This is a genomic window from Psychrobacillus sp. NPDC058041 (assembly GCF_042885655.1).
In the GTDB taxonomy this organism is placed as follows: domain Bacteria; phylum Bacillota; class Bacilli; order Bacillales_A; family Planococcaceae; genus Psychrobacillus.
Genome location: NZ_JBHVRO010000004.1, coordinates 296,470 through 315,362 on the forward strand (window position 1 = coordinate 296,470; position 18,893 = coordinate 315,362).

General features: G+C 35.6%; 20 protein-coding genes. 16 read left to right on the forward strand and 4 right to left on the reverse strand.

The genetic code is table 11. From position 1 onward, the window contains the following. Positions 1–36: 36 nt before the first annotated feature. Positions 37–564 carry a YceI family protein gene (locus ACFVR1_RS08940; RefSeq protein WP_387583146.1) on the reverse strand — a complete coding sequence of 176 codons (528 nt, stop codon included), beginning with the start codon at positions 562–564 and terminating at the stop codon, positions 37–39. Between the two features lie 253 nt (positions 565–817). On the opposite strand from ACFVR1_RS08940, the gene ACFVR1_RS08945 reads away from it, so the two are divergent. From ACFVR1_RS08945 to ACFVR1_RS08970, 6 genes are all read left to right on the forward strand, one after another. Next, on the forward strand, positions 818–1,123 hold the full coding sequence (locus ACFVR1_RS08945; protein ID WP_151701427.1) for a winged helix-turn-helix transcriptional regulator: 306 nt from the start codon (positions 818–820) through the stop codon (positions 1,121–1,123). Between the two features lie 220 nt (positions 1,124–1,343). Then, positions 1,344–2,258 carry a UDP-N-acetylmuramate dehydrogenase gene (gene murB / locus ACFVR1_RS08950; protein ID WP_387583149.1) on the forward strand — a complete coding sequence of 305 codons (915 nt, stop codon included), beginning with the start codon at positions 1,344–1,346 and terminating at the stop codon, positions 2,256–2,258. 119 nt (positions 2,259–2,377) lie between these two features. Then, complete coding sequence (locus tag ACFVR1_RS08955) at positions 2,378–4,741, forward strand: penicillin acylase family protein (RefSeq protein ID WP_387583152.1); 2,364 nt, start codon at positions 2,378–2,380, stop codon at positions 4,739–4,741. 510 nt (positions 4,742–5,251) lie between these two features. Continuing rightward, positions 5,252–5,626 (forward strand): ArsR/SmtB family transcription factor, encoded by a 375-nt coding sequence (locus ACFVR1_RS08960; protein WP_387583155.1) that lies wholly within the window; start codon positions 5,252–5,254, stop codon positions 5,624–5,626. After that, on the forward strand, positions 5,610–7,727 hold the full coding sequence (locus ACFVR1_RS08965; RefSeq protein WP_387583158.1) for a heavy metal translocating P-type ATPase: 2,118 nt from the start codon (positions 5,610–5,612) through the stop codon (positions 7,725–7,727). Before ACFVR1_RS08960 ends, ACFVR1_RS08965 begins: the two co-directional genes overlap by 17 nt. A 106-nt stretch (positions 7,728–7,833) precedes the next feature. Next, positions 7,834–8,940 carry a GNAT family N-acetyltransferase gene (locus ACFVR1_RS08970; RefSeq protein WP_387583161.1) on the forward strand — a complete coding sequence of 369 codons (1,107 nt, stop codon included), beginning with the start codon at positions 7,834–7,836 and terminating at the stop codon, positions 8,938–8,940. A gap of 28 nt (positions 8,941–8,968) precedes the next feature. Here ACFVR1_RS08970 and ACFVR1_RS08975 read toward each other — a convergent pair whose 3' ends face one another. After that, on the reverse strand, positions 8,969–9,124 hold the full coding sequence (locus tag ACFVR1_RS08975) for a lmo0937 family membrane protein (RefSeq protein ID WP_387583164.1): 156 nt from the start codon (positions 9,122–9,124) through the stop codon (positions 8,969–8,971). Between the two features lie 675 nt (positions 9,125–9,799). On the opposite strand from ACFVR1_RS08975, the gene ACFVR1_RS08980 reads away from it, so the two are divergent. The 7 genes from ACFVR1_RS08980 to ACFVR1_RS09010 all read left to right on the forward strand — a co-directional run bounded on the left by ACFVR1_RS08980 (position 9,800) and on the right by ACFVR1_RS09010 (position 15,509). Continuing rightward, positions 9,800–10,069, forward strand: coding sequence for a late competence development ComFB family protein (locus ACFVR1_RS08980; protein ID WP_387583166.1), 270 nt, complete (start codon positions 9,800–9,802; stop codon positions 10,067–10,069). A 148-nt stretch (positions 10,070–10,217) separates the two neighbouring features. Continuing rightward, positions 10,218–10,637: a transcriptional regulator MntR gene (gene mntR, locus ACFVR1_RS08985; protein ID WP_387583169.1), complete on the forward strand. Its 420-nt coding sequence runs from the start codon at positions 10,218–10,220 to the stop codon at positions 10,635–10,637. A 54-nt stretch (positions 10,638–10,691) separates the two neighbouring features. Further along, entirely contained in the window at positions 10,692–11,552 is an 861-nt protein-coding gene (locus ACFVR1_RS08990; protein ID WP_387583172.1) for a CvfB family protein, read from the forward strand. Between the two features lie 144 nt (positions 11,553–11,696). Beyond that, the gene (locus ACFVR1_RS08995; protein ID WP_387583174.1) at positions 11,697–12,608 is read left to right on the forward strand and encodes a DUF1002 domain-containing protein; all 912 of its coding nucleotides are present in this window, start codon (positions 11,697–11,699) and stop codon (positions 12,606–12,608) included. Between the two features lie 147 nt (positions 12,609–12,755). Beyond that, a complete protein-coding gene (locus ACFVR1_RS09000; protein WP_387583176.1) occupies positions 12,756–13,724 on the forward strand; it encodes a ring-cleaving dioxygenase in 969 nt (322 codons plus the stop codon). 32 nt (positions 13,725–13,756) lie between these two features. Continuing rightward, entirely contained in the window at positions 13,757–14,038 is a 282-nt protein-coding gene (locus tag ACFVR1_RS09005; RefSeq protein ID WP_387583178.1) for a GNAT family N-acetyltransferase, read from the forward strand. A gap of 997 nt (positions 14,039–15,035) precedes the next feature. Further along, the gene (locus ACFVR1_RS09010; RefSeq protein WP_387583181.1) at positions 15,036–15,509 is read left to right on the forward strand and encodes a DUF4064 domain-containing protein; all 474 of its coding nucleotides are present in this window, start codon (positions 15,036–15,038) and stop codon (positions 15,507–15,509) included. An 18-nt stretch (positions 15,510–15,527) separates the two neighbouring features. On the opposite strand, the gene ACFVR1_RS09015 is transcribed toward ACFVR1_RS09010, so the two are convergent. Beyond that, positions 15,528–16,019 carry a GNAT family N-acetyltransferase gene (locus tag ACFVR1_RS09015; protein ID WP_387583183.1) on the reverse strand — a complete coding sequence of 164 codons (492 nt, stop codon included), beginning with the start codon at positions 16,017–16,019 and terminating at the stop codon, positions 15,528–15,530. A 95-nt stretch (positions 16,020–16,114) separates the two neighbouring features. Between ACFVR1_RS09015 and ACFVR1_RS09020 the strand changes: the two genes are divergently transcribed. Continuing rightward, positions 16,115–16,561: a GNAT family N-acetyltransferase gene (locus ACFVR1_RS09020; protein ID WP_387583185.1), complete on the forward strand. Its 447-nt coding sequence runs from the start codon at positions 16,115–16,117 to the stop codon at positions 16,559–16,561. Between the two features lie 76 nt (positions 16,562–16,637). Next, complete coding sequence (locus tag ACFVR1_RS09025) at positions 16,638–16,949, forward strand: hypothetical protein (RefSeq protein WP_387583187.1); 312 nt, start codon at positions 16,638–16,640, stop codon at positions 16,947–16,949. 129 nt (positions 16,950–17,078) lie between these two features. Here the strand turns inward: ACFVR1_RS09025 and ACFVR1_RS09030 are convergent, their stop codons facing one another. After that, complete coding sequence (locus tag ACFVR1_RS09030; RefSeq protein WP_387583190.1) at positions 17,079–17,432, reverse strand: hypothetical protein; 354 nt, start codon at positions 17,430–17,432, stop codon at positions 17,079–17,081. A 593-nt stretch (positions 17,433–18,025) separates the two neighbouring features. Between ACFVR1_RS09030 and ACFVR1_RS09035 the strand changes: the two genes are divergently transcribed. After that, positions 18,026–18,817 (forward strand): helix-turn-helix transcriptional regulator, encoded by a 792-nt coding sequence (locus tag ACFVR1_RS09035; RefSeq protein WP_387583193.1) that lies wholly within the window; start codon positions 18,026–18,028, stop codon positions 18,815–18,817. The last annotated feature ends 76 nt before the right edge of the window (positions 18,818–18,893 follow it).

The following is an 18,893-nucleotide window of genomic DNA, read 5'->3' on the forward strand; positions in this document are numbered from 1 at the left end:
ATCCTGATAATCAGGATAGCTTACGAGTACATTAAATTATTCAGCTGGGTTTAACTGAAGTTCTACAGAGATTTTGATGTCGTCTCCTACTAATACGCCACCAGTTTCTAATGCTTGGTTCCAAGTTAAGCCGAATTCTTTACGGCTGATTTTTGTGTCAGCAGAGAAAGCAACAACTTCAACGCCCCATGGGTTTGTACCTTTTCCGCCATATTCCGCTTCAAAAGTAACTTTTTTAGTAACGTCTTTAATCGTAATATCACCAGTTACATCGTATTCGCCGTCGTCCGTTTTTTTGATGTCTGTAGCAACAAATTTAATGCTTGGGAATGTTTCTGAGTCAAAGAAGTCGGCAGAACGTAAGTGATTATCACGATCTTCGTTATTTGTAGTAATAGATTTTACATCGATATTAAAGCTAATAGAAGCCCCGTTTAAATCTTCAGCGTTACCATCTAATTCAGCAGTAAAGTTTGTGAAAGAACCTTTTACCTTTGAAACCATCATGTGTTTTACAGAAAAATCAATACTAGAGTGAGCAGCGTCAAGGTTAAATTTTGTCATTTTAATTTCCTCCTAAAATAAGTTTTGTTTTTAAAAGTATAAAACATATTAATCTCGAAATCAAGATGTTTTACTTCGAAATAATTAAAAATATGTTCATTCATTATTACCCTCTTTTATAAAGTAAAAACTAATACTTACTTTATGTAACTAACTATACATTTATACCATACTTACGTCAAGTAATTAAATTACTTTGGTTTTACAAAACAATTTAAAGGGAATATAATAGAACGAAATAGAGGTGAAACAAATGAAAGAAATGTTATTATGCCCACGTTTAGCAAAGGCAATGGAATTGATCGGAAAAAGATGGACAGCATTAATTATTTATCAATTAATGGACGGAGCAAAACGATTTAATGAAATTGAGTCGTCTCTACCTATTAGTGGTCGATTACTTTCAGAACGGTTAAAAGAGCTTGAAAAAGAAGGTATAGTAGATAGAAACGTTTTTTCAGAAGTACCAGTGCGAGTGGAATACAATTTGACAGACAAGGGGCATGCGCTAAAAGATGTAGTTGGTGGAATTGAATCTTGGTCTAAAGAATGGTTGTAACAATTTCGCTTGATAAATTAGGTGCCAGAACGCATACTATGTAAGGGTCTCTTCTATAATTAGGGAGAGGAATCCCAATCATGTTTTATTGAATATCACTTATCCGTGCAAGCGCGATGTCCTGCTTGAAGTAGGTTAGTTGGTAGTTATCGCATAGATGCGGCCGTTTAAGCTAACTTTAATTAAGCGAGTATTTGATTGAAGAAAGGATTGTCTTTTTTTGACTAAACAACAATGGTTTGAAGATTTAATTACACAAATAGATCCTAGCAATGTAAAAATAGATGAAGCACTGAATTTGCATACTATGACACGTATGGGTGGAGTTGCAGACTTATTCGTAACACCTGAAACGGAAGACCAAGCAGCTTACATTGTGAAATATGCGTTTGAGAATAATATTCCTTTATTGCTACTTGGCAATGGGTCTAATATGGTCGTTCGTGACGGTGGCGTTCGTGGTATCGTACTTCGCTTAGAAAACTTAAATAAGATCATGATAGATGGCAACAAAGTTATTGCAGAAAGCGGAGCAGATATTATTGATGTTTCGAGAGCTGTAGCAAAGGAGTCCTTAACTGGTTTAGAGTTTGCTTGTGGAATCCCAGGATCTATCGGTGGTGCAATGGCTATGAACGCTGGTGCATATGGTGGAGAAGTGCAGGATGTAATTGTTCAATGCACTGTGCTTACACCAAGTGGAGATAAACTTGTTCTATCTAAGGAAGCACTAGAACTTGGCTACAGAAAAAGTATAATTACAAAAAAAGGTTACTATGTTCTTTCCGCGGAGTTTAAATTGCAGCCTGGCAATCAAGAAGAGATTGATGCAAAAATTGCTGATTTAACATTTCAACGTGAATCCAAGCAACCATTAGAATACCCATCTGCAGGTAGTGTATTCAAACGCCCCCCTGGTTATTTTGCAGGGAAATTAATCCAAGATAGCGGCTTGCAAGGAAAAGGTTTTGGTGGAGCGGAAGTGTCGACTAAGCATGCGGGTTTTATTGTCAATAAAAATAATGCTACTGCTACTGATTATATAAGTACAATTGAAATGGTGAAAAAAGCAGTGAAAGAAAACTTCGATATTGAGCTTGAATTAGAAGTAAAAATTGTCGGTGAAAATCAATAACGATAATATAATGAAGGTCCCCTGAATATATTGGTATTCAGGGGTTTTTTATGTTCTTTTATCCTTAATGGAAGGTAATTATACGTCAATGCCGATTAGTGTAAGTACTGTTAGGGGGTATGGTGGTGAAAAAAAGGTGGAAGATCGCCGCATGGGTATTGGGGAGTATCCTTGCGCTAAGTGTAATTACAGTGTTTGGTTTGAATATATACCTTTCCAATTCAAAGCCAATTATCAAGGGGAATCTTACTTTAAATGCATTAGATTCAGATGTGAAAGTTATTCGGGATGCAATGGGGGTACCTCATATTCAAGCAAAATCAGATGCAGATTTATATCGAGCACAGGGATTTGTACAAGCGCAAGATAGGCTCTTCCAAATGGATTTAGCGAGAAGACAAGCGAGTGGACGATTGTCTGAAATTGTTGGTGAGGCTGCTTTGAATACAGATAAGTTCTTCTTAACATTTAGCTTGAGGGATGCAGCTGAAAAATCCTATGAAGGTTATAATGCGGAGGCAAAAGATGTATTGAAATGGTATGCAGAAGGGGTAAATGAATTTATTTCGTTTGCAAAAAGGGATAACAAATTAAGCTATGAATTTAAACTGTTAGGATATGAACCTGAAGAGTGGACACCTATAGATTCATTAACAATAGGTAAGTACATGGCGTATGACTTAGGTGGTAACTGGTCCTCATTAGCAATTAGGCACTGGGCATTAAATGAATTGGGAGAAGATAAAGCAAAAGAATTATTTATCAAATACCCTGAGGGAGCTCCAGCAATAGTTGAAGCTAATTTAAATAATCGTGTAAATGTAAGTGGCTATTTTGATGCTTCTTTTTTACCAAATGAATTTAATGGGAGTAATAACTGGGTCGTGAGTGGAGATAAGACAGAAAGCGGGCTTCCACTCCTGGCGGATGATCCACATCTAGGGTTGAGTACACCATCTATTTGGTATCAAATGCATTTAGAGTCACCAGAACAAAATGTAAGTGGCGTTATTTTTGCTGGGATTCCAGGAATCATTTTAGGACATAACGAAGATGTAGCGTGGGGCGTAACGAATGTTGGTCCCGATGTACAGGATTTATATATCGAAATTCCAAATCCAGATAATCGGACACAGTTTTTGTATGAAGGGAAGTGGGAGGAGGCCATTGTTCGAAAAGAGCCGATTAAAGTAAAAGGGAAAGAGGCTGTTCCTTTCGAAGTAGTAGTCACTCGTCATGGTCCCATTATTTCCGATGTTTTATTTAAGGAAGAAGAAGCTTCAGCTTTGTTTTCCATGCAGTGGACTGCACTAGAGCCAACACTTGAATTGCAAGCTATTTTGAAGATGAATAAATCTTCAAACTGGGATGAATTCGAAACTGCTTTGGAAGATTTTCAAGCACCGGCGCAAAACTTTGTATTTGCCGCAAAGGATGGAACGATTGCATATAAAGCGAACGGACGTATACCGATTCGTAAATCGGGTGATGGGCAATTACCTGTTCCAGGAGATTCCGACCAATTTGGCTGGGTAGGCTATGTTTCGTATGATGAATTGCCAACTGTTGTGAATCCAAAAGAAGGGTTTATTGCTACTGCGAATAATCAAGTTGTAGATGAGTCGTATAAATATCATATCACCGATTTTTGGGCGCAGTCATACCGATATGAACGAATTGCACAAGAGTTAGACAGCAAATCTAATTTAACAAAAGATGATATGATGAGCTTGCAAATGGATCAACTGAATTTGTATGCGAGAGAGTTTTTAACAGAAATGCTCGGTTCTGTGGAAAAGTTAGATACTAATGGTGAGTATAAAAATATCATAGATTTATTGACAGATTGGAATCAAGTGGATGATAAGAACCTAGCAGCTCCGCTCGTATTCCACAAGTGGATAAAAGAGTTACCGAGAACCTTATTGGAAGACGAAATGCCGGAAGATGTTTACGACATGTTACCTGGCAAGGGGAATATATCCGATCAATTTCTTCGAAAGGGTTATAAAAATGAAACAAGTACCTGGCTTGAAGAGTATGGTGGAGTTGATAAATGGGTTTATGACTCATTTGTGAAGGCTATCAAAAATATTACTGATGAATTCGGATCAAATGAAGAAAAGTGGAAATGGGGAGAATATCACCAACTTACATTTGACCATCCGTTGTCTGGAGTTTCGCCAATTTTAGCCTATTTGCTAAATCCAAAACCAGTACCAATTGGTGGGTCAAATATTACGGTTCAAGCAGCAGGTTTTGGAGAAGATGGTAGAGTAGATCATGGAGCCTCTTGGCGATTCGTTGCGGATCTTTCTGATTTATCTCAGACCTACCATATTGTCGGACCTGGACAAAGCGGTCATGTAAAATCGAAATGGTACAACGATCAAGTGATGGATTGGGCAGAAGGGAAATATCATGCGACAGCTATAGATGGAAAAATAGAAAATGGTTATGAATTAATATTGAAAGCGAAATAAGATTATAATGAGCGACCACTTTAACATAGAAGTGGTCGCTTTTATGCATAGAAAATGCTTATCCGGTCAGAAATTCCATTTATCCGGTCAGAAACTTTTCTATGCGGTCAGAAAATCTGATTATCCGGTCAGAAACTTTTCTATGCGGTCAGAAAATCTGATTATCCGGTCAGAAACTTTTCTATACGGTCAGAAATTCCATTTATCCGGTCAGAAACTTTTCTATGCGGTCAGAAACTCCAGTTATCCGGTCAAAAACTTTTCTATGCGGTCAGAAACTCTGATTATCCGGTCAGAAACCATTATCCGGTCAAAAATTTTACTATGCGGTCAGAAACTCCAGTTATCCGGTCAGAAATTTTTCTATGTGATCAGAAACTCCAGTTATCCGGTCAAAAATGATAAATAAACAAATACATTCAAATACTAGTTTGAATGTCCTTGCATTTTGAATAGTTTGAACATATAATGAAACTAACAATCAAACGATCATTTGAATGAGGTGGTAAAATGCAAACAAAAGATACATGCGAAGTAACGAAGGTGCATGAAAATATAGTACTTTACGTAAAAAAGAAACTGCCAGATGTTACAAAGGTAGCTCAAATTTTTAAAGCATTAGCAGATGAAACTAGATTAAAAATTGCATATGCTCTAACCATAGAAGAAGAGCTTTGTGTGTGTGATGTAAGTGAAATTATTGGATCTTCAACAGCAACGGCATCGCATCATTTACGATTTTTACGAGAATTATCTCTCGCAAAATCACGCCGCAAAGGGAAACTGGTTTACTATTCATTAGCTGATCATCATGTTAATGAATTAGTTAAAATAGCGTACGAGCATGCATTAGAAGAAGGTGAGAAGAGTGGAAAGAGAAGCTAAAAAAGAATATCGACTTGAGAATCTTACATGTGCCAATTGTGCGATGAAGTTTGAAAACAATATTAAAAGTTTACCTGATGTAATGGATGCAAATGTGAATTTTGGTGCCTCCAAAGTTTCAGTCATAGGTAATGCCACTATAGAGGAAATAGAAAAAGCGGGAGCATTTGATGGCATAAAAGTAGCTTCTATTAAACAAAGTCAGCAAGAGAAGACTCTATTCTTCAAACGAAAAGAAAATGTGGTAACAATGATCTCCTGCGTATTTTTAGTAGTTGGGATTATCATTTCCTATATGTTTGAAGAAAAGAACCCATATGCAATTGGATTATTCATGATATCCATCGTTATTGGAGGTTATAATCTATTTAAAGGTGGTCTGATTAATCTATCTCGCTTTTATTTTGATATGAAGACACTTATGACAATAGCGATTATTGGAGCAGCAATCATCGGTGAATGGAGAGAAGGTGCTGTTGTCGTCTTTTTATTTTCAGTTAGTGAGGCGTTAGAAGCTTATTCTATGAATAAAGCACGTCAGTCCATTAGACAGTTAATGGATATAGCACCTTCAACTGCCACAATTCGTCGAGAGAACAAATTAGTAGAAGTTGATACAGAATTTATTCAAATCAATGATGTTTTAATCGTTAAACCCGGTGAAAAAATTGCGATGGATGGAATTGTGTTGAGAGGTACCTCTGCTGTCAATCAGGCGTCGATTACAGGCGAAGCTGTGCCAGCCATGAAAATTATTGGTGACGAGGTTTTTGCTGGTACATTAAATGAAGAAGGTTCATTAGAGATAAAAGTTACAAAAAGAGTAGAAGACACAACGATTGCAAAGATTATTCATTTAGTAGAAGAAGCTCAAGCAGAAAAAGCACCTTCTCAGAAATTCGTAGATAAGTTTGCAAAATATTATACGCCTGCAATTATCTCAATAGCATTTTTAGTAGCAATCGTTCCTCCGTTGTTCGGTGCAGATTGGCACTTATGGATTTATCAAGGGCTTGCAGTATTAGTCGTAGGCTGCCCATGTGCTTTAGTTGTATCAACGCCAGTAGCAATCGTGACCGCTATTGGAAATGCTGCTAAGCAAGGTGTGCTCATTAAAGGTGGCATTCACTTAGAAGAAATTGGTCGTTTACAAGCAATTGCTTTTGACAAAACAGGAACATTAACAAAAGGATATCCTGAAGTGACGCATGTGGAGTCGGACTCTTTAAATGAATTCATTCAAAAAGTAATGTCAATTGAAACCTTCTCACAACATCCACTTGCACAAGCAATCGTAAAATATGGTGAGAAAGAACATATTCTTCCTATAGGTATCGATGAATTTAAATCTATCACTGGTAAAGGAGCGGAAGGAATTATAAAAGGGAAGAAGTGGTCGGTAGGTAGCCTTTTATGGGTTTCTTCTTTTAGTTCTGTTCCCAATGAAGTGATAGAAAAAATCAAACAACTACAAACAGAAGGAAATACGGTAATACTTGCAGCGGAAGAAGGAGTTTATAGAGGGTTTATAGCAGTAATGGATCCAATCCGTTTAACTAGTAGTAGGGTGTTACAAAGTCTTAGAAGTATTGGTATAAAACATACCGTCATGCTAACAGGGGACGACGCAAGAACTGCGCATGCCATTGCTGCTAAACTAGGAATAGCAGATGTTGAAGCTGGACTAATGCCAGATCAAAAACTTTCCGCCATAAAAGCGCTGAAAGAAAAATATGGTGCAGTTGCTATGGTAGGAGACGGAGTGAATGATGCACCTGCACTTGCTGCTTCTACTGTAGGAATAGCAATGGGTGGAGCAGGGACAGACGCCGCACTTGAAACTGCAGATGTAGCATTAATGGCAGATGATTTAGAGAAACTTCCATATACGATTCGATTAAGTCGAAAAGCATTGCATATAATTAAAGAAAATATTATGTTTGCATTAGGGTTAAAGATTATCGCGCTCTTACTCATCATTCCAGGATGGTTAACGTTATGGATTGCCATCTTTGCAGATATGGGAGCGACATTATTGGTAGTACTGAATTCTTTGCGACTATTAACTTCATTCAGCCGGGAGGATACCCCGGCAGAATAAAGTTAATGTCTCCAGTGAACTACTAGACCAAGCTCAAGAAAAAATGGACGCAAATACGCCAAGGCGAATTTAAAAGTGCATAAGTAGTACGTTTGGGGGGATTAAAATGAAGTTAACTGAGTGGACGATGGAAGAGCAAGAGCAGCTGATCCATTTTATGACGACAAATACATGGCCGTATCATGGAAATTCACATCCAGCTAGGGAATTAATTGAAAAGACGATTGAAGAAGGCGGATATCAATCTGACGAAGTGAAAACATTTTGGGTTGAAAATGAAGAGAATGAACAGGTTGGAATCGTCAAAATTTATGATTTACAAGATGAGATTCCTTTATTTGATTTACGAATCGCAAACGAAGCACGTGGAAGAGGATATGGTCCACGTGCTTTGGAAATGGTTGCAGAGTATGTATTTAAATTACCAGAGGTGAAAATTCGCTTAGAAGGCCATACGAGACAAGATAATTTTGCGATGCGGAAAACGTTTGAGCGTGCAGGTTTTGTAAAAGAAGCGCAGCTACGTCAAGCATGGTTTTCTCCAAAAGAGGGTTCGTACTATGACGCAGTTACGTATGGTATGACAAGGGATGACTTTTTAAAGGGAACTGCTACGCCTGTTAATTGGGATGATGATTTTAATAAAAAAGTTAAAAATGATGAGACCAACTCCTTTTCGGAAGAATTTTTTACAGAACGTTTAATTATTCGAGCACAGAGGTTAGAGGATGCACCTAGTGTTTGGAAAGCGGTTATAGAATCGCATGAAGCATTAAAGAAGTGGATGCCATGGGCGCAAAGTATGCAAACATTGGAACAGACGACTACTAATATACGTCAGGGTATTGCAGATTTCATTACACGTAAGAATCTACGACTTTATTTATTTTTAAAAGAAACAGGTGAATTCGTAGGGGCTTCTGAATTACATCATATAGATTGGGAAGTTCGGAAGTTTGAATTTGGCTATTGGATTCATAACAAGTTTGAAGGCAAAGGTTTAATGACGGAAGCCTGTGAACGTATTACACAATTTGCTTTCGAGGAGTTACATGCAAATCGAGTGGAAATACGTTGTGACAGTGAAAATGTTAGAAGTCGTTCTTTAGCGGAAAGACTTGGTTACATATTAGAGGGCACACTTCATAAAGATTCTCTAACAGCGGATGGAAAAAAATTACGTAATACATGTATTTATGCAAAAATAAAATGAGGGATTGCTTTTTAGGCAATCCCTCACTTTAGACCGATCGTCTTCCGGTAAAAAGTTGAATGATAAAAATAATTACGGCAATTACTAATAAGGCGTGAATTAGGCCACCGCCAATTTTTAGTACTAAACCGAGTAACCAAAATATGATTAAAATAACAATAATGGCCCATAAAATTTTTCCCATATTATTTCATCCTTTCTTATGAAGTATGTGGTTATTAAAATTCTACCCTATAGTATATAAGGTTAAACATTTGGTAGTGAATATTGAGACTCCGCAGAGCGCGTCCGCATGTAACGAAAATAAACAGTGTCACCTGAAAAGTAAAACTGTACAATTAGTAAGAAAGCGTTAAAGATATTCGCGTTTATACGTGAGATTTTGAAATGTGAAATTGATTCAAGTTGTTTATTATTTCTTGCAAAAATTTTGCAGTAGTTAATCCATTGAATATGAGTAATTATAAAATGCTGCTAAATCACACCTTCTACATTTCTCCAAAAAGTATTTCATATCAATGCCTCTGATAAAACTCTTGAAATTATTTATATATCCAAAGAATCATCTAACTCCCTAATTTTAACGATTAAATAGCGATTAATACTTTGTTTGGAAACTTTAATCTTCTTTTGTATTTTCATTTTTACACAAAGTTTCTAATTTAAGAAAATGAGTGAAACTAAAGTATTGTATATATCGGAATAAAGTTGGTATAAAGTTGGTATCTAAAAAAAATTTTTTTGATTATACTTTTTAAATCAGTACGATTGTTTCGGAATTTTTCACTTTATTTCTTACAATTAGAAGTTAAATTATCATGCAGTGAGGCGCGATTATGTTTTTTAGGGAAGTGATTAAGTGCTTACAAATGTAATGGAAGAAATCGTGCAGAGTCTTGTAACGATGCTTATGAGAGGGACGGAATATCAAACCTTTTGTAAATGTGAACAATGTGAAATGGATATTATTGCTTTAAGCTTAAATACACTACCAGCGCATTATGTAACAACCATGCAGGGCAGAAATGCAGTTTTTGAACGAATGAATTCGAAGGAAAATTTAGAATGGATTAATAAACGTATCATTCAATCTATACATGTCATAGGTAAGTATCCACATCGTAGCTAATCAAATTTAACACATCTTTAAATAAGTAAAGGGTACCGGTTCTAATAAGCCGAGTACCCTTTTTTATTCGTAGGCTATTATGTCTATATTTGTTATGGTAAGCGGGATGTAGTAAAATAAATGAAGTAGTTATGAAAGGAAGATACGTATGCCAACACCAAGCATGGAAGACCATATTGAACAAATATATATGTTAATCGAGCAGAAAGGTTATGCTCGTGTGTCTGACATTGCGGAAGCATTATCTGTCTTGCCATCATCCGTTACAAAAATGGTGCAAAAGTTAGATAAAGACGGTTTTTTAATATATGAAAAGTATCGTGGTCTCACACTTACTCAAAAAGGTTTGAAAATGGGGAAAAAGCTAGTGAAGAGACATGATTTACTAGAGGATTTTTTACGCATTATTGGAGTAAAAGAAGAGAATATATATAAGGATGTAGAAGGAATTGAACATCATTTAAGCTGGAACTCAATAGATCGTATATCGGATTTAGTTTTGTTTCTTGATGAAAATCCTTCTATTCAATCAAAGCTTCTTGAGACGCAAGAAAGAGAAACGGAGTAAGGATATCGAGTATATAAAGACATGCAAACAGATACATAAAGGAGAGTGGTAAATTTGATAGGATCGGCATCAGGAGAAATAGTAAAATTACACGTAAAAGCACAAGAAGGTTCAAAATGGATATTGGAGCATCATGAAATAGATATACCATTGAATGCTTCAGAAGCACCGGAAGAATTACAAGTAGGGAACTCAATTGAAGTATTTCTATTTGTAGACAGAAGAGGGAATTTATCAGCTACGACACAAATTCCAACTATACAAAAAGGTACATACGGGTGGGCACGAGTGATTAAAGTTTCTGAGAAAGAGGGAGCTTTTGTCGACATAGGCACGTCAAAAGAAGTACAAGTAAAAGCAGATGACTTACCGAAAATTAAGGATCTTTGGCCAGCAAATGGAGATCATCTATATATAACGCTTCGTACAGATAAAGACGGAGAATTATTTGGGCGTCTAGCAACAGAGGATCGCGTCGAGGAATTATATATAGATGCACCAACTACTTTATTCAATCAAAATCTTCAAGCTAGACCTTATCGATTACTTCCAATTGGTACGTTTTTACTGAGTGTTCCAGAAAACTATCGTATTTTCGTGCATCAATCGGAACGTGCAGAAGAACCACGCCTTGGACAAGACTTAACGGTCCGAGTGATTGATACGAAAGAAGATGGTTCACTTAACGGATCACTATTACCACGTAACCACGAACGTTTAGAAGACGATGCGGAATCCATTTTCCGGTATATAAACGATGTTGGCGGAAAGATGCCATTTACAGATAAATCTAATCCAGATGAAATACAAGAAATGTTCACAATGAGCAAGGCTGCATTTAAACGTGCATTAGGGAAACTCATGAAAGAAGGTAAGATAGTCCAAAAAGATGGTTGGACTGAATTGAAAATGTAAAAAGAAAAGCGGAGTTTAGACACTTGCTTAATAAGAGTTAATAATTTCTTATTTGAGTAAAGGAGTGAAAAGAATCGATTAGTCGGAACTTTTTACTCCTGTTTTCGTATTAAAGGGAGAATGGCTTGGAAAGGGGTTTTTAAATTGAGAAAAATATTACAACCATTTATTGCTGCTATTTTAATGATTGGAGTTGTGATTACGCCAACCATTACTTATGCAGACTCGAGTGGTACTACAGAGGTAGTAAATGAAAAGTTTGGTCCACCTATTGTAGTTTATGGCGGTAATTTAACAGAATCACAGAAAAATAGTGTAAAAGAAAGTTTAAAAGTAACAGAGAACTCAGATGTTAAAGAAATTGAAGTAACTGGAAAGGATTTAGCTAAGTATTTAACTGATGGCGATGCATCAGCTAGAATGTTTTCTTCTGCAAAAATTACGAGAAAAGATGCTGGTAAAGGACTAGTTATTAATATCGTTACACCGGATAATATTACGGAAGTTACAGCGGAAATGTATGCAAACGCGATGCTTACGGCAGGAATTCATGATGCATTAGTAGAGATTGCTGCTCCGAAACCTGTTACAGGCCACTCTGCATTAGTTGGTATTTATAAAGCATATGAAGTAACGGGTGGAAAACTAGATCCGGAACGTACAGATGTAGCAAACGATGAATTATCCGTAGCAACAAACCTTGCAAAAGAATCTGGAATTGATGAGGCAAAAGTAAGTGAATTACTTACAGAAATAAAAAAACAAATTGCAGAAACAAATCCAACATCACGAGAAGATGTAGAAAAAATTGTTACAGAGCAACTTTCTAAGTTGAAAATTGAACTATCCGATAAAGATCGCCAGCTTTTGATAGACTTAATGGATCGAATCCGTAAACTAGATATTGATTTTAGCAAATGGAGCGATCAACTGAATGATCTAAGCAAAACAATTGAAGATAAAATCGGTAAAATAGTTGATAGCGAAGGCTTTTGGCAAAGTGTCAAAAACTTCTTTAACAATCTAATCGATTCAATCCGTTCCATTTTTAAATAGTATCCGCACCCTGCTTGTCTGAAGAGACGATCAGGGTGCTTTTTAATTTAATAGATACTCCTTATTTGCACATACTATCTTTATTTGCTATTATTAAGATACTAAAATATCTTGAATTCGAGATATTTAAAACGGGAGGGAAAAACAATGAAATTAGCTGGAATACACCATGTATCTGCTATAACAGCAGACGCAGATAGAAACCATGATTTTTTTACTCGAATTTTAGGAATGCGCTTAGTTAAAAAAAGCGTAAACCAAGACAACACGTCTTCTTATCATTTATTTTATGCAGATGCAGTAGGTACACCAGGAACAGATATGACTTACTTTGACATTCCAAATGCCGGCAGAACATATGCTGGAATATCCAGTATTAGTAATACAGGATTCCGTGTCAAAAGTGAAAATGCATTATTATATTGGAAAGAAAGATTTTCAAAAATGAATGTCCCTCATGATGAAATCAAAGAGAGATTCGGCCGTAAAACTCTTTATTTTGAGGACTTCGAGGGATCTAGATTAATGCTTGTTGTTGATGATGGAAATGGAATCCCTTATGGAGAAGCTTGGGTTAAAGAAGGGATCACTGCCGAAAATGCCATAGTTGGTCTAGGTCCAGTTAAACTTACAGTACGCAATGCATCTCCAACAGAAAAGGTACTAACAGAAATACTAGGATTTTCACTAGCTGGTTCTTACCCATCCGAAGTAATGGATATGCCGGATATTTTAGTGTATTCCACGGGAGCAGGTGGCCCTGCAGGAGAAGTTCATATCGAAACACGTACAGATTTACCAATAGAAAGACCAGGTAGGGGAAGCGTACATCATGTGGCATTCCGAATTCCTACGATGGAAGACTATCCAAAATGGGAAGAATTATTACGTGCACAAGGCTTCGTTACTTCTGGTTTAGTGGACCGATACTATTTTAAATCCATTTATTTTAGAGAGCCAAATGGGATACTATATGAACTGGCTACAGACGAGCCGGGCTTTGCTTCTGATGAACCATTAGAAACGTTAGGAGAAACACTGGCTTTGCCTCCGTTTTTAGAACCGAAAAGAGAGCAAATTGAAAAGGCATTGCGTCCATTGTCAATTAATAATTGATTATGTTAGAATTCAGAAAAGGAGTGGGAACATTGGATTTTCAATACAAAGAGCTTGGGAACGATGTATTTGCTTATCAATATATACAAGACGGTGTGAAACTTGGTGAAATTACGTGGACAATACTTGGAGACGTGATGGTCATGGATCATACATTCGTGTCGGATGAACTTCGAGGTCAAGGTGTTGCTAAGAAACTATTGGATAAAGCTGCAGGATTTGCTCGTGAAAATGAGTTGAAAATGGAACCAGTATGTTCTTATGTTGTTGCCGCTTTTAATAAATCTAACGAATACGATGATGTTAAAGCTTAACAATATAAAAGGCAATCCGCTTCTTTTTAGAGTGGATTGCCTTTTACGTTCTTAAATATTTGTAAAGAATACCAAAATGCCTGTTAATACGGATGCACCTGCCAGTGTATAAAAGAAGTCTGCTTGGTTAAAAACTATATTTTTCTCCATCAAAACCTTCCTTTCTTAAATTTGTATTAGTATATTAGTACCCATTTGAGTGAATTATTAAACAAGTTTAGCTAAATTAAAAAGTTGGTGGGACTAAAGAATAAATAGTAACAACAAGTGCATTTTAGTCCAAAGCATTCAAAGAAAGCATCTGGATTATCGTCCTACGAAACCAGTGTTCATAATACTTTAATGAATTAGATAATACCGCGGATTTCCGTTTCAGGTGGACGCGTTCCGCGGGGTGAGCGATGAGCCCTCACCGCCGCTACGCGTTCGTTGTGATGGCACATCTGTCTCACTCATCCCGCTGGAGTCGCCACCTTTCACTACAATCTATTAAGTAAGTAGTACCTAACAAGAAGATTTAGCCTAGCTATCGCTAAGAAGATAGGTATAGTGATCATGCTATCATGTAATAGTTATTGAGTAAGAGATGCTATTGCTTTTTAAAATTTGGTGAAATTTTGTGCATCCGGATAAAATGTAGTTCTCTAACTAATATTGATAGTTTTTAAAGAATTAAATAATACCGCGGATTTCCGTTTCAGGTGGACGCGTTCGTTGTGATAGCTCATCTGTCTCACAGAGGAACAAAGGCTAAGAGCGCCACATCGTGTGGCAACGCCTTCGTGACCAACATCCTGTTGGCCTCCGACTGGAGTCGCCACCTCTCACTACAATCCATTAAGTGAGTGGTACCTAAAAGAGGATTTAGCTCATCTATCTTACTAAGCAAATATAATTTGCCCCATACATACGTTGATTGAAGCGTGATATTAAGAAACGACGAAACTTTTCTAATGTATAATCGTAGAATAACTATTAGCTAAAGGAGGTTATTCATATGAAGCGTACCGGGGAAATTGCACTCGGTGTTATTAGTGCAATTTTTAGTTTGATTTCAATAGTATTGATCTCTTTGCTTGTTATAGGAGTCAGTACCACATTGAAAGAAGAAGGGTTTAATACTGAATTAAAAAATCAAATACTAACTAATCCAGCAATATCTGCTCAAGATGTTGAATATATTACTCAAAATGCAGATGTAATTTTGAGTGGAGTAAATGTTATTGGATGGGGTATAGTAATTTCGATTTTTATAAGTTTAGTGTTAAATATATTTGGAATTGTTTTCATTTACAATAATAAAAACCAAAAACTTGCGGGTATAATGTTTATATTTGCTGGAGTATTAGCGGGGATTCTTTCAATAACCTCAATTTTACTATATATAGCTGCCATTTTATGTTTCGTTCGAAAGTCAACGGAGGAGTTTGCAGATCCAGGTGGAAACTACTCGTCAAACGAACCGCTATAAACAAAAACACTGACTTACTCAGTAAGTCGGTGTTTTTAATAAGTAAACATATTTAGCTGTTGATAAAGGATGACCCTCAAAATATTCGTCGAATTCTTCTAAACACTCAAAACCAAATCGTTCATAGAAAATGCGGGCACCTCTATTTTCACATTCAACATAAACAAATAATTGTTTACCTGTTGGCATCTTGTTCAAGCCAGCTAGTAGCATTTTTTTACCCAGACCTAATTGTTGAAACTCTGGTAATACGTAAATAGCGGTCAATTCCGCATCCCCATCTTCATCAACATATGTAAAGTTAGCAAATCCTACAGCATTATTTTCATATTCAGCTAGTAAAAATATAGTCTTTTCCATACGTTTAGCAAGCATTGTGTTCGAATAAGCTTTATCTAAAAAAAGTTGTTGTATTTCTTCGGGAATTATACCTTTATATGTGTCGTTCCAACTGATCTTTGCGATTTGTTGAACAGTTGTTAAATCCTCTAACGTGATCGCCCTGATCATTTGAAATCACCTCTAAATTCTTTTTGTAATCATAACAAATATATGACCATTCTTCTACCATTGTGCAATAATAAAATTAAAAGGGAGGGTTTTTATTGGAATGGAGATTATTAAAGTTTGAAGAATTTGATGTAAATCTGTTATATGAAGTACTTAAGCTACGTGTGGATGTATTTGTTGTTGAACAAAATTGCGCATATCCAGATTTAGATACATATGATCAACAGTCATTGCATTTAATGTGTATAGAGAAAGAAGAAGTAATTGCATATTGTCGAGTTCTTCCTCCTGGAGAAAAATATGATGTATGTTCCATTGGGAGAGTAATTGTAAAGGAAAAAGCACGTGGCACAGGAGTTGCAAGACAACTAATGATAAAAGCAATAGAAGAGGCAGAAGATGCTTGGAACATTCAAACTATTCAACTATGCGCACAAAGCCATTTACAAAGATTTTATGAGTCTCTAGGTTTTATAACAATGTCTGACATTTTTGATGAAGATGGGATTCCTCATGTAAATATGGTTCGTAATAAAAGATAAAATAGGGGTTTGTTTTTGAAATAACGGGTAAGAAATAAGATAGATATAATATCTATAAAATTTGGAGGGGAAATAAATGTCTAAAAGTAACAATAAATCACTCCTACTTGCAGGACTCGCTGCAGGTGCTTACGCATATTTTAGAAAAAAAGAAAATCGTGATAAAGCAATTATTGCATTTAATAATACGAAAGCAAAAGTAAATTCATTTATGGAAGCACAAAAACATAATAATTCGGATTTAACATCTGCGGGTCATCCAGATCCTCATAACATTCCCGACAATAAGATGGTAGACGAGGGAGCAATGACTAGCGTTCAATATTACAATGAGGAAGTACAAAATAAAAGTAAAGAATCTACAAAAATAAATTCTAAAGAAAAATAAGATGATAAGAAGGACAGCAAGGACTCTTTTACAGGAGCCCTTGCTTACTTGTTGTTATTGGTTAGAGACATTAAAGATAAAAAGATTAGCATGACTCCTGTTAAGAAAACCCCACCATTTGCAGTTAACTCAAGAAACCCCCATGAATCCCATTCCGAAAGCTAGCCTTTTAATTGGTTTCACTCGATCAAAAATATGATTTATAGGCAAGATAAATACTAATATTGCCACGAGATCAAAAGTACTTAGTGATAATCCGCTAGTTGTAGCATAAAAACCGAGATGAACCACTTTAAAAGGAAGCATATATGCTAAAACACCTTGCGAAAACATTAAGAAGAATGCACCTGAAAATGCTCTTACCACCCCTTTATTTTGAAAAAATATATTAACCGATATGGGAGTAGAAGAAGCTGCTTTATCAACTTGAATTTGTTTTGCTGGTCCGAGGATAGCAGCTAGTACCACAAATGCTCCTGACAAGGCAACGCCTTTCCCTCTAGTTTCATTTGAGGTATGATTGGCGGAATAAGTAAATGAAGCAGGAACTGTGTAAATAAATCAAAAAAAGAGAAACAAATAATAAAGTAAAAAAACTAATATTCCTCATATATATCTTCATAGCAAACAAAGTGGTAAATCATTCTATTTTGTGTTGTTTTAAACCAAGTATTTTATTATTTAGCGCTTATTAATTATTTTTTCAGTTTAAAATTAGGTATAAAGGGGAATGGGAACTTGCAAAGGAGGTATGATATTTAAAAAACTGAGAGTTGTTGATAGTATTAGAAAGGAGAAATATAAATGTGGTGTTTTACACATTTACTAAAATAAGTAAAAAAGTTATATCTATAGGTAGGGATTGAATTGATTACATTAATAACATAAAACAATGGGAAATATAAAATGGTAATCTCTATTGGACTCTTCTACAATAACGAAATTATATAAATACCTAAAATGTAACTAATAAAAGAATCAAAAATATTTTCCTTTTTCAATATTATGTTATAAAATGATACTAGAAACCTAGTTACAAAGTAAACCAAAAGTACTAAAAGAGAGAAGAGGTCCTTATGCAACATGTAGATAAAATATTTTTAGAGAATTTTTCAAAAATGTATATTAAAGAAATAGCTTTAGTAAATAGCGTTAAAGGACTAGATACTTTTTTAGAATTAGAAAAAAGGTTATTCTTACATATGTTTTCATTTGAAATAGATGCTGCTAAAAAGGTTTTACGAGAGATGATTGAATTAATTATTTTAAAGGCAGAAAAGCAAATGATTTTAGGGGTAAAAAATTATTACATACAACTAGCTGGATTGATGGGTAGAAAGCTGCATGAAAATCAAGTGCCGGTAGACAAAGTAATGGCTTTTAATATTTCGAGTGTGAGTGTAATTGAAACTAAAATGAGTGATGCACAGTTTCTTCAATGTGCGGACGAGCTTGTAGAGTTTTTTGTAATGGTAATAACGGAAAGAAAAAAACCTTCATTTGGTCATCAAACGGTCAACAAAGTTATCGTGTTTATTAATGACGAAATAGAGAATAACTTAACTGTGGAAGATATAGCCAACCATTTTAATATTAGTGCAAGCCATTTATCACGAATATTCCGCGAGCATACAGGAGTTACCCTTGTAGAATATTTGAATATACGAAAAATTGAGGAGTGTCAATACTTTTTAAGACATACAAATAAAGGTATATCTGATATTTCCGATTCCTTTCACTTTTGCAATCAAAGTTATTTCACACGTATTTTTAAAAAATATACAGGAATAACACCGAAGCAATTCAGAGATCACCAAGAATATCCGAATTTTAATTATAGTTTTCCAAATGAAAATAAGGCAATTTAACAATTGGTACATGTTATATTTGATAAATAGCTTCATAGTAAGGTATACTCGTTATAGCTTAATAATTGAAGGTGAA

What these genes read in the sequence shown, in the direction of transcription:
- ACFVR1_RS08940 (WP_387583146.1), bottom strand. Translation starts at nt 564, where the DNA reads ATGACAAAATTTAACCTTGACGCTGCTCACTCTAGTATTGATTTTTCT.
- ACFVR1_RS08945 (WP_151701427.1), top strand. Translation starts at nt 818, where the DNA reads ATGAAAGAAATGTTATTATGCCCACGTTTAGCAAAGGCAATGGAATTG.
- ACFVR1_RS08955 (WP_387583152.1), top strand. Translation starts at nt 2,378, where the DNA reads ATGGTGGTGAAAAAAAGGTGGAAGATCGCCGCATGGGTATTGGGGAGT.
- ACFVR1_RS08960 (WP_387583155.1), top strand. Translation starts at nt 5,252, where the DNA reads ATGCAAACAAAAGATACATGCGAAGTAACGAAGGTGCATGAAAATATA.
- ACFVR1_RS08970 (WP_387583161.1), top strand. Translation starts at nt 7,834, where the DNA reads ATGAAGTTAACTGAGTGGACGATGGAAGAGCAAGAGCAGCTGATCCAT.
- ACFVR1_RS08975 (WP_387583164.1), bottom strand. Translation starts at nt 9,124, where the DNA reads ATGGGAAAAATTTTATGGGCCATTATTGTTATTTTAATCATATTTTGG.
- mntR (WP_387583169.1), top strand. Translation starts at nt 10,218, where the DNA reads ATGCCAACACCAAGCATGGAAGACCATATTGAACAAATATATATGTTA.
- ACFVR1_RS09000 (WP_387583176.1), top strand. Translation starts at nt 12,756, where the DNA reads ATGAAATTAGCTGGAATACACCATGTATCTGCTATAACAGCAGACGCA.
- ACFVR1_RS09010 (WP_387583181.1), top strand. Translation starts at nt 15,036, where the DNA reads ATGAAGCGTACCGGGGAAATTGCACTCGGTGTTATTAGTGCAATTTTT.
- ACFVR1_RS09015 (WP_387583183.1), bottom strand. Translation starts at nt 16,019, where the DNA reads ATGATCAGGGCGATCACGTTAGAGGATTTAACAACTGTTCAACAAATC.
- ACFVR1_RS09025 (WP_387583187.1), top strand. Translation starts at nt 16,638, where the DNA reads ATGTCTAAAAGTAACAATAAATCACTCCTACTTGCAGGACTCGCTGCA.
- ACFVR1_RS09035 (WP_387583193.1), top strand. Translation starts at nt 18,026, where the DNA reads ATGCAACATGTAGATAAAATATTTTTAGAGAATTTTTCAAAAATGTAT.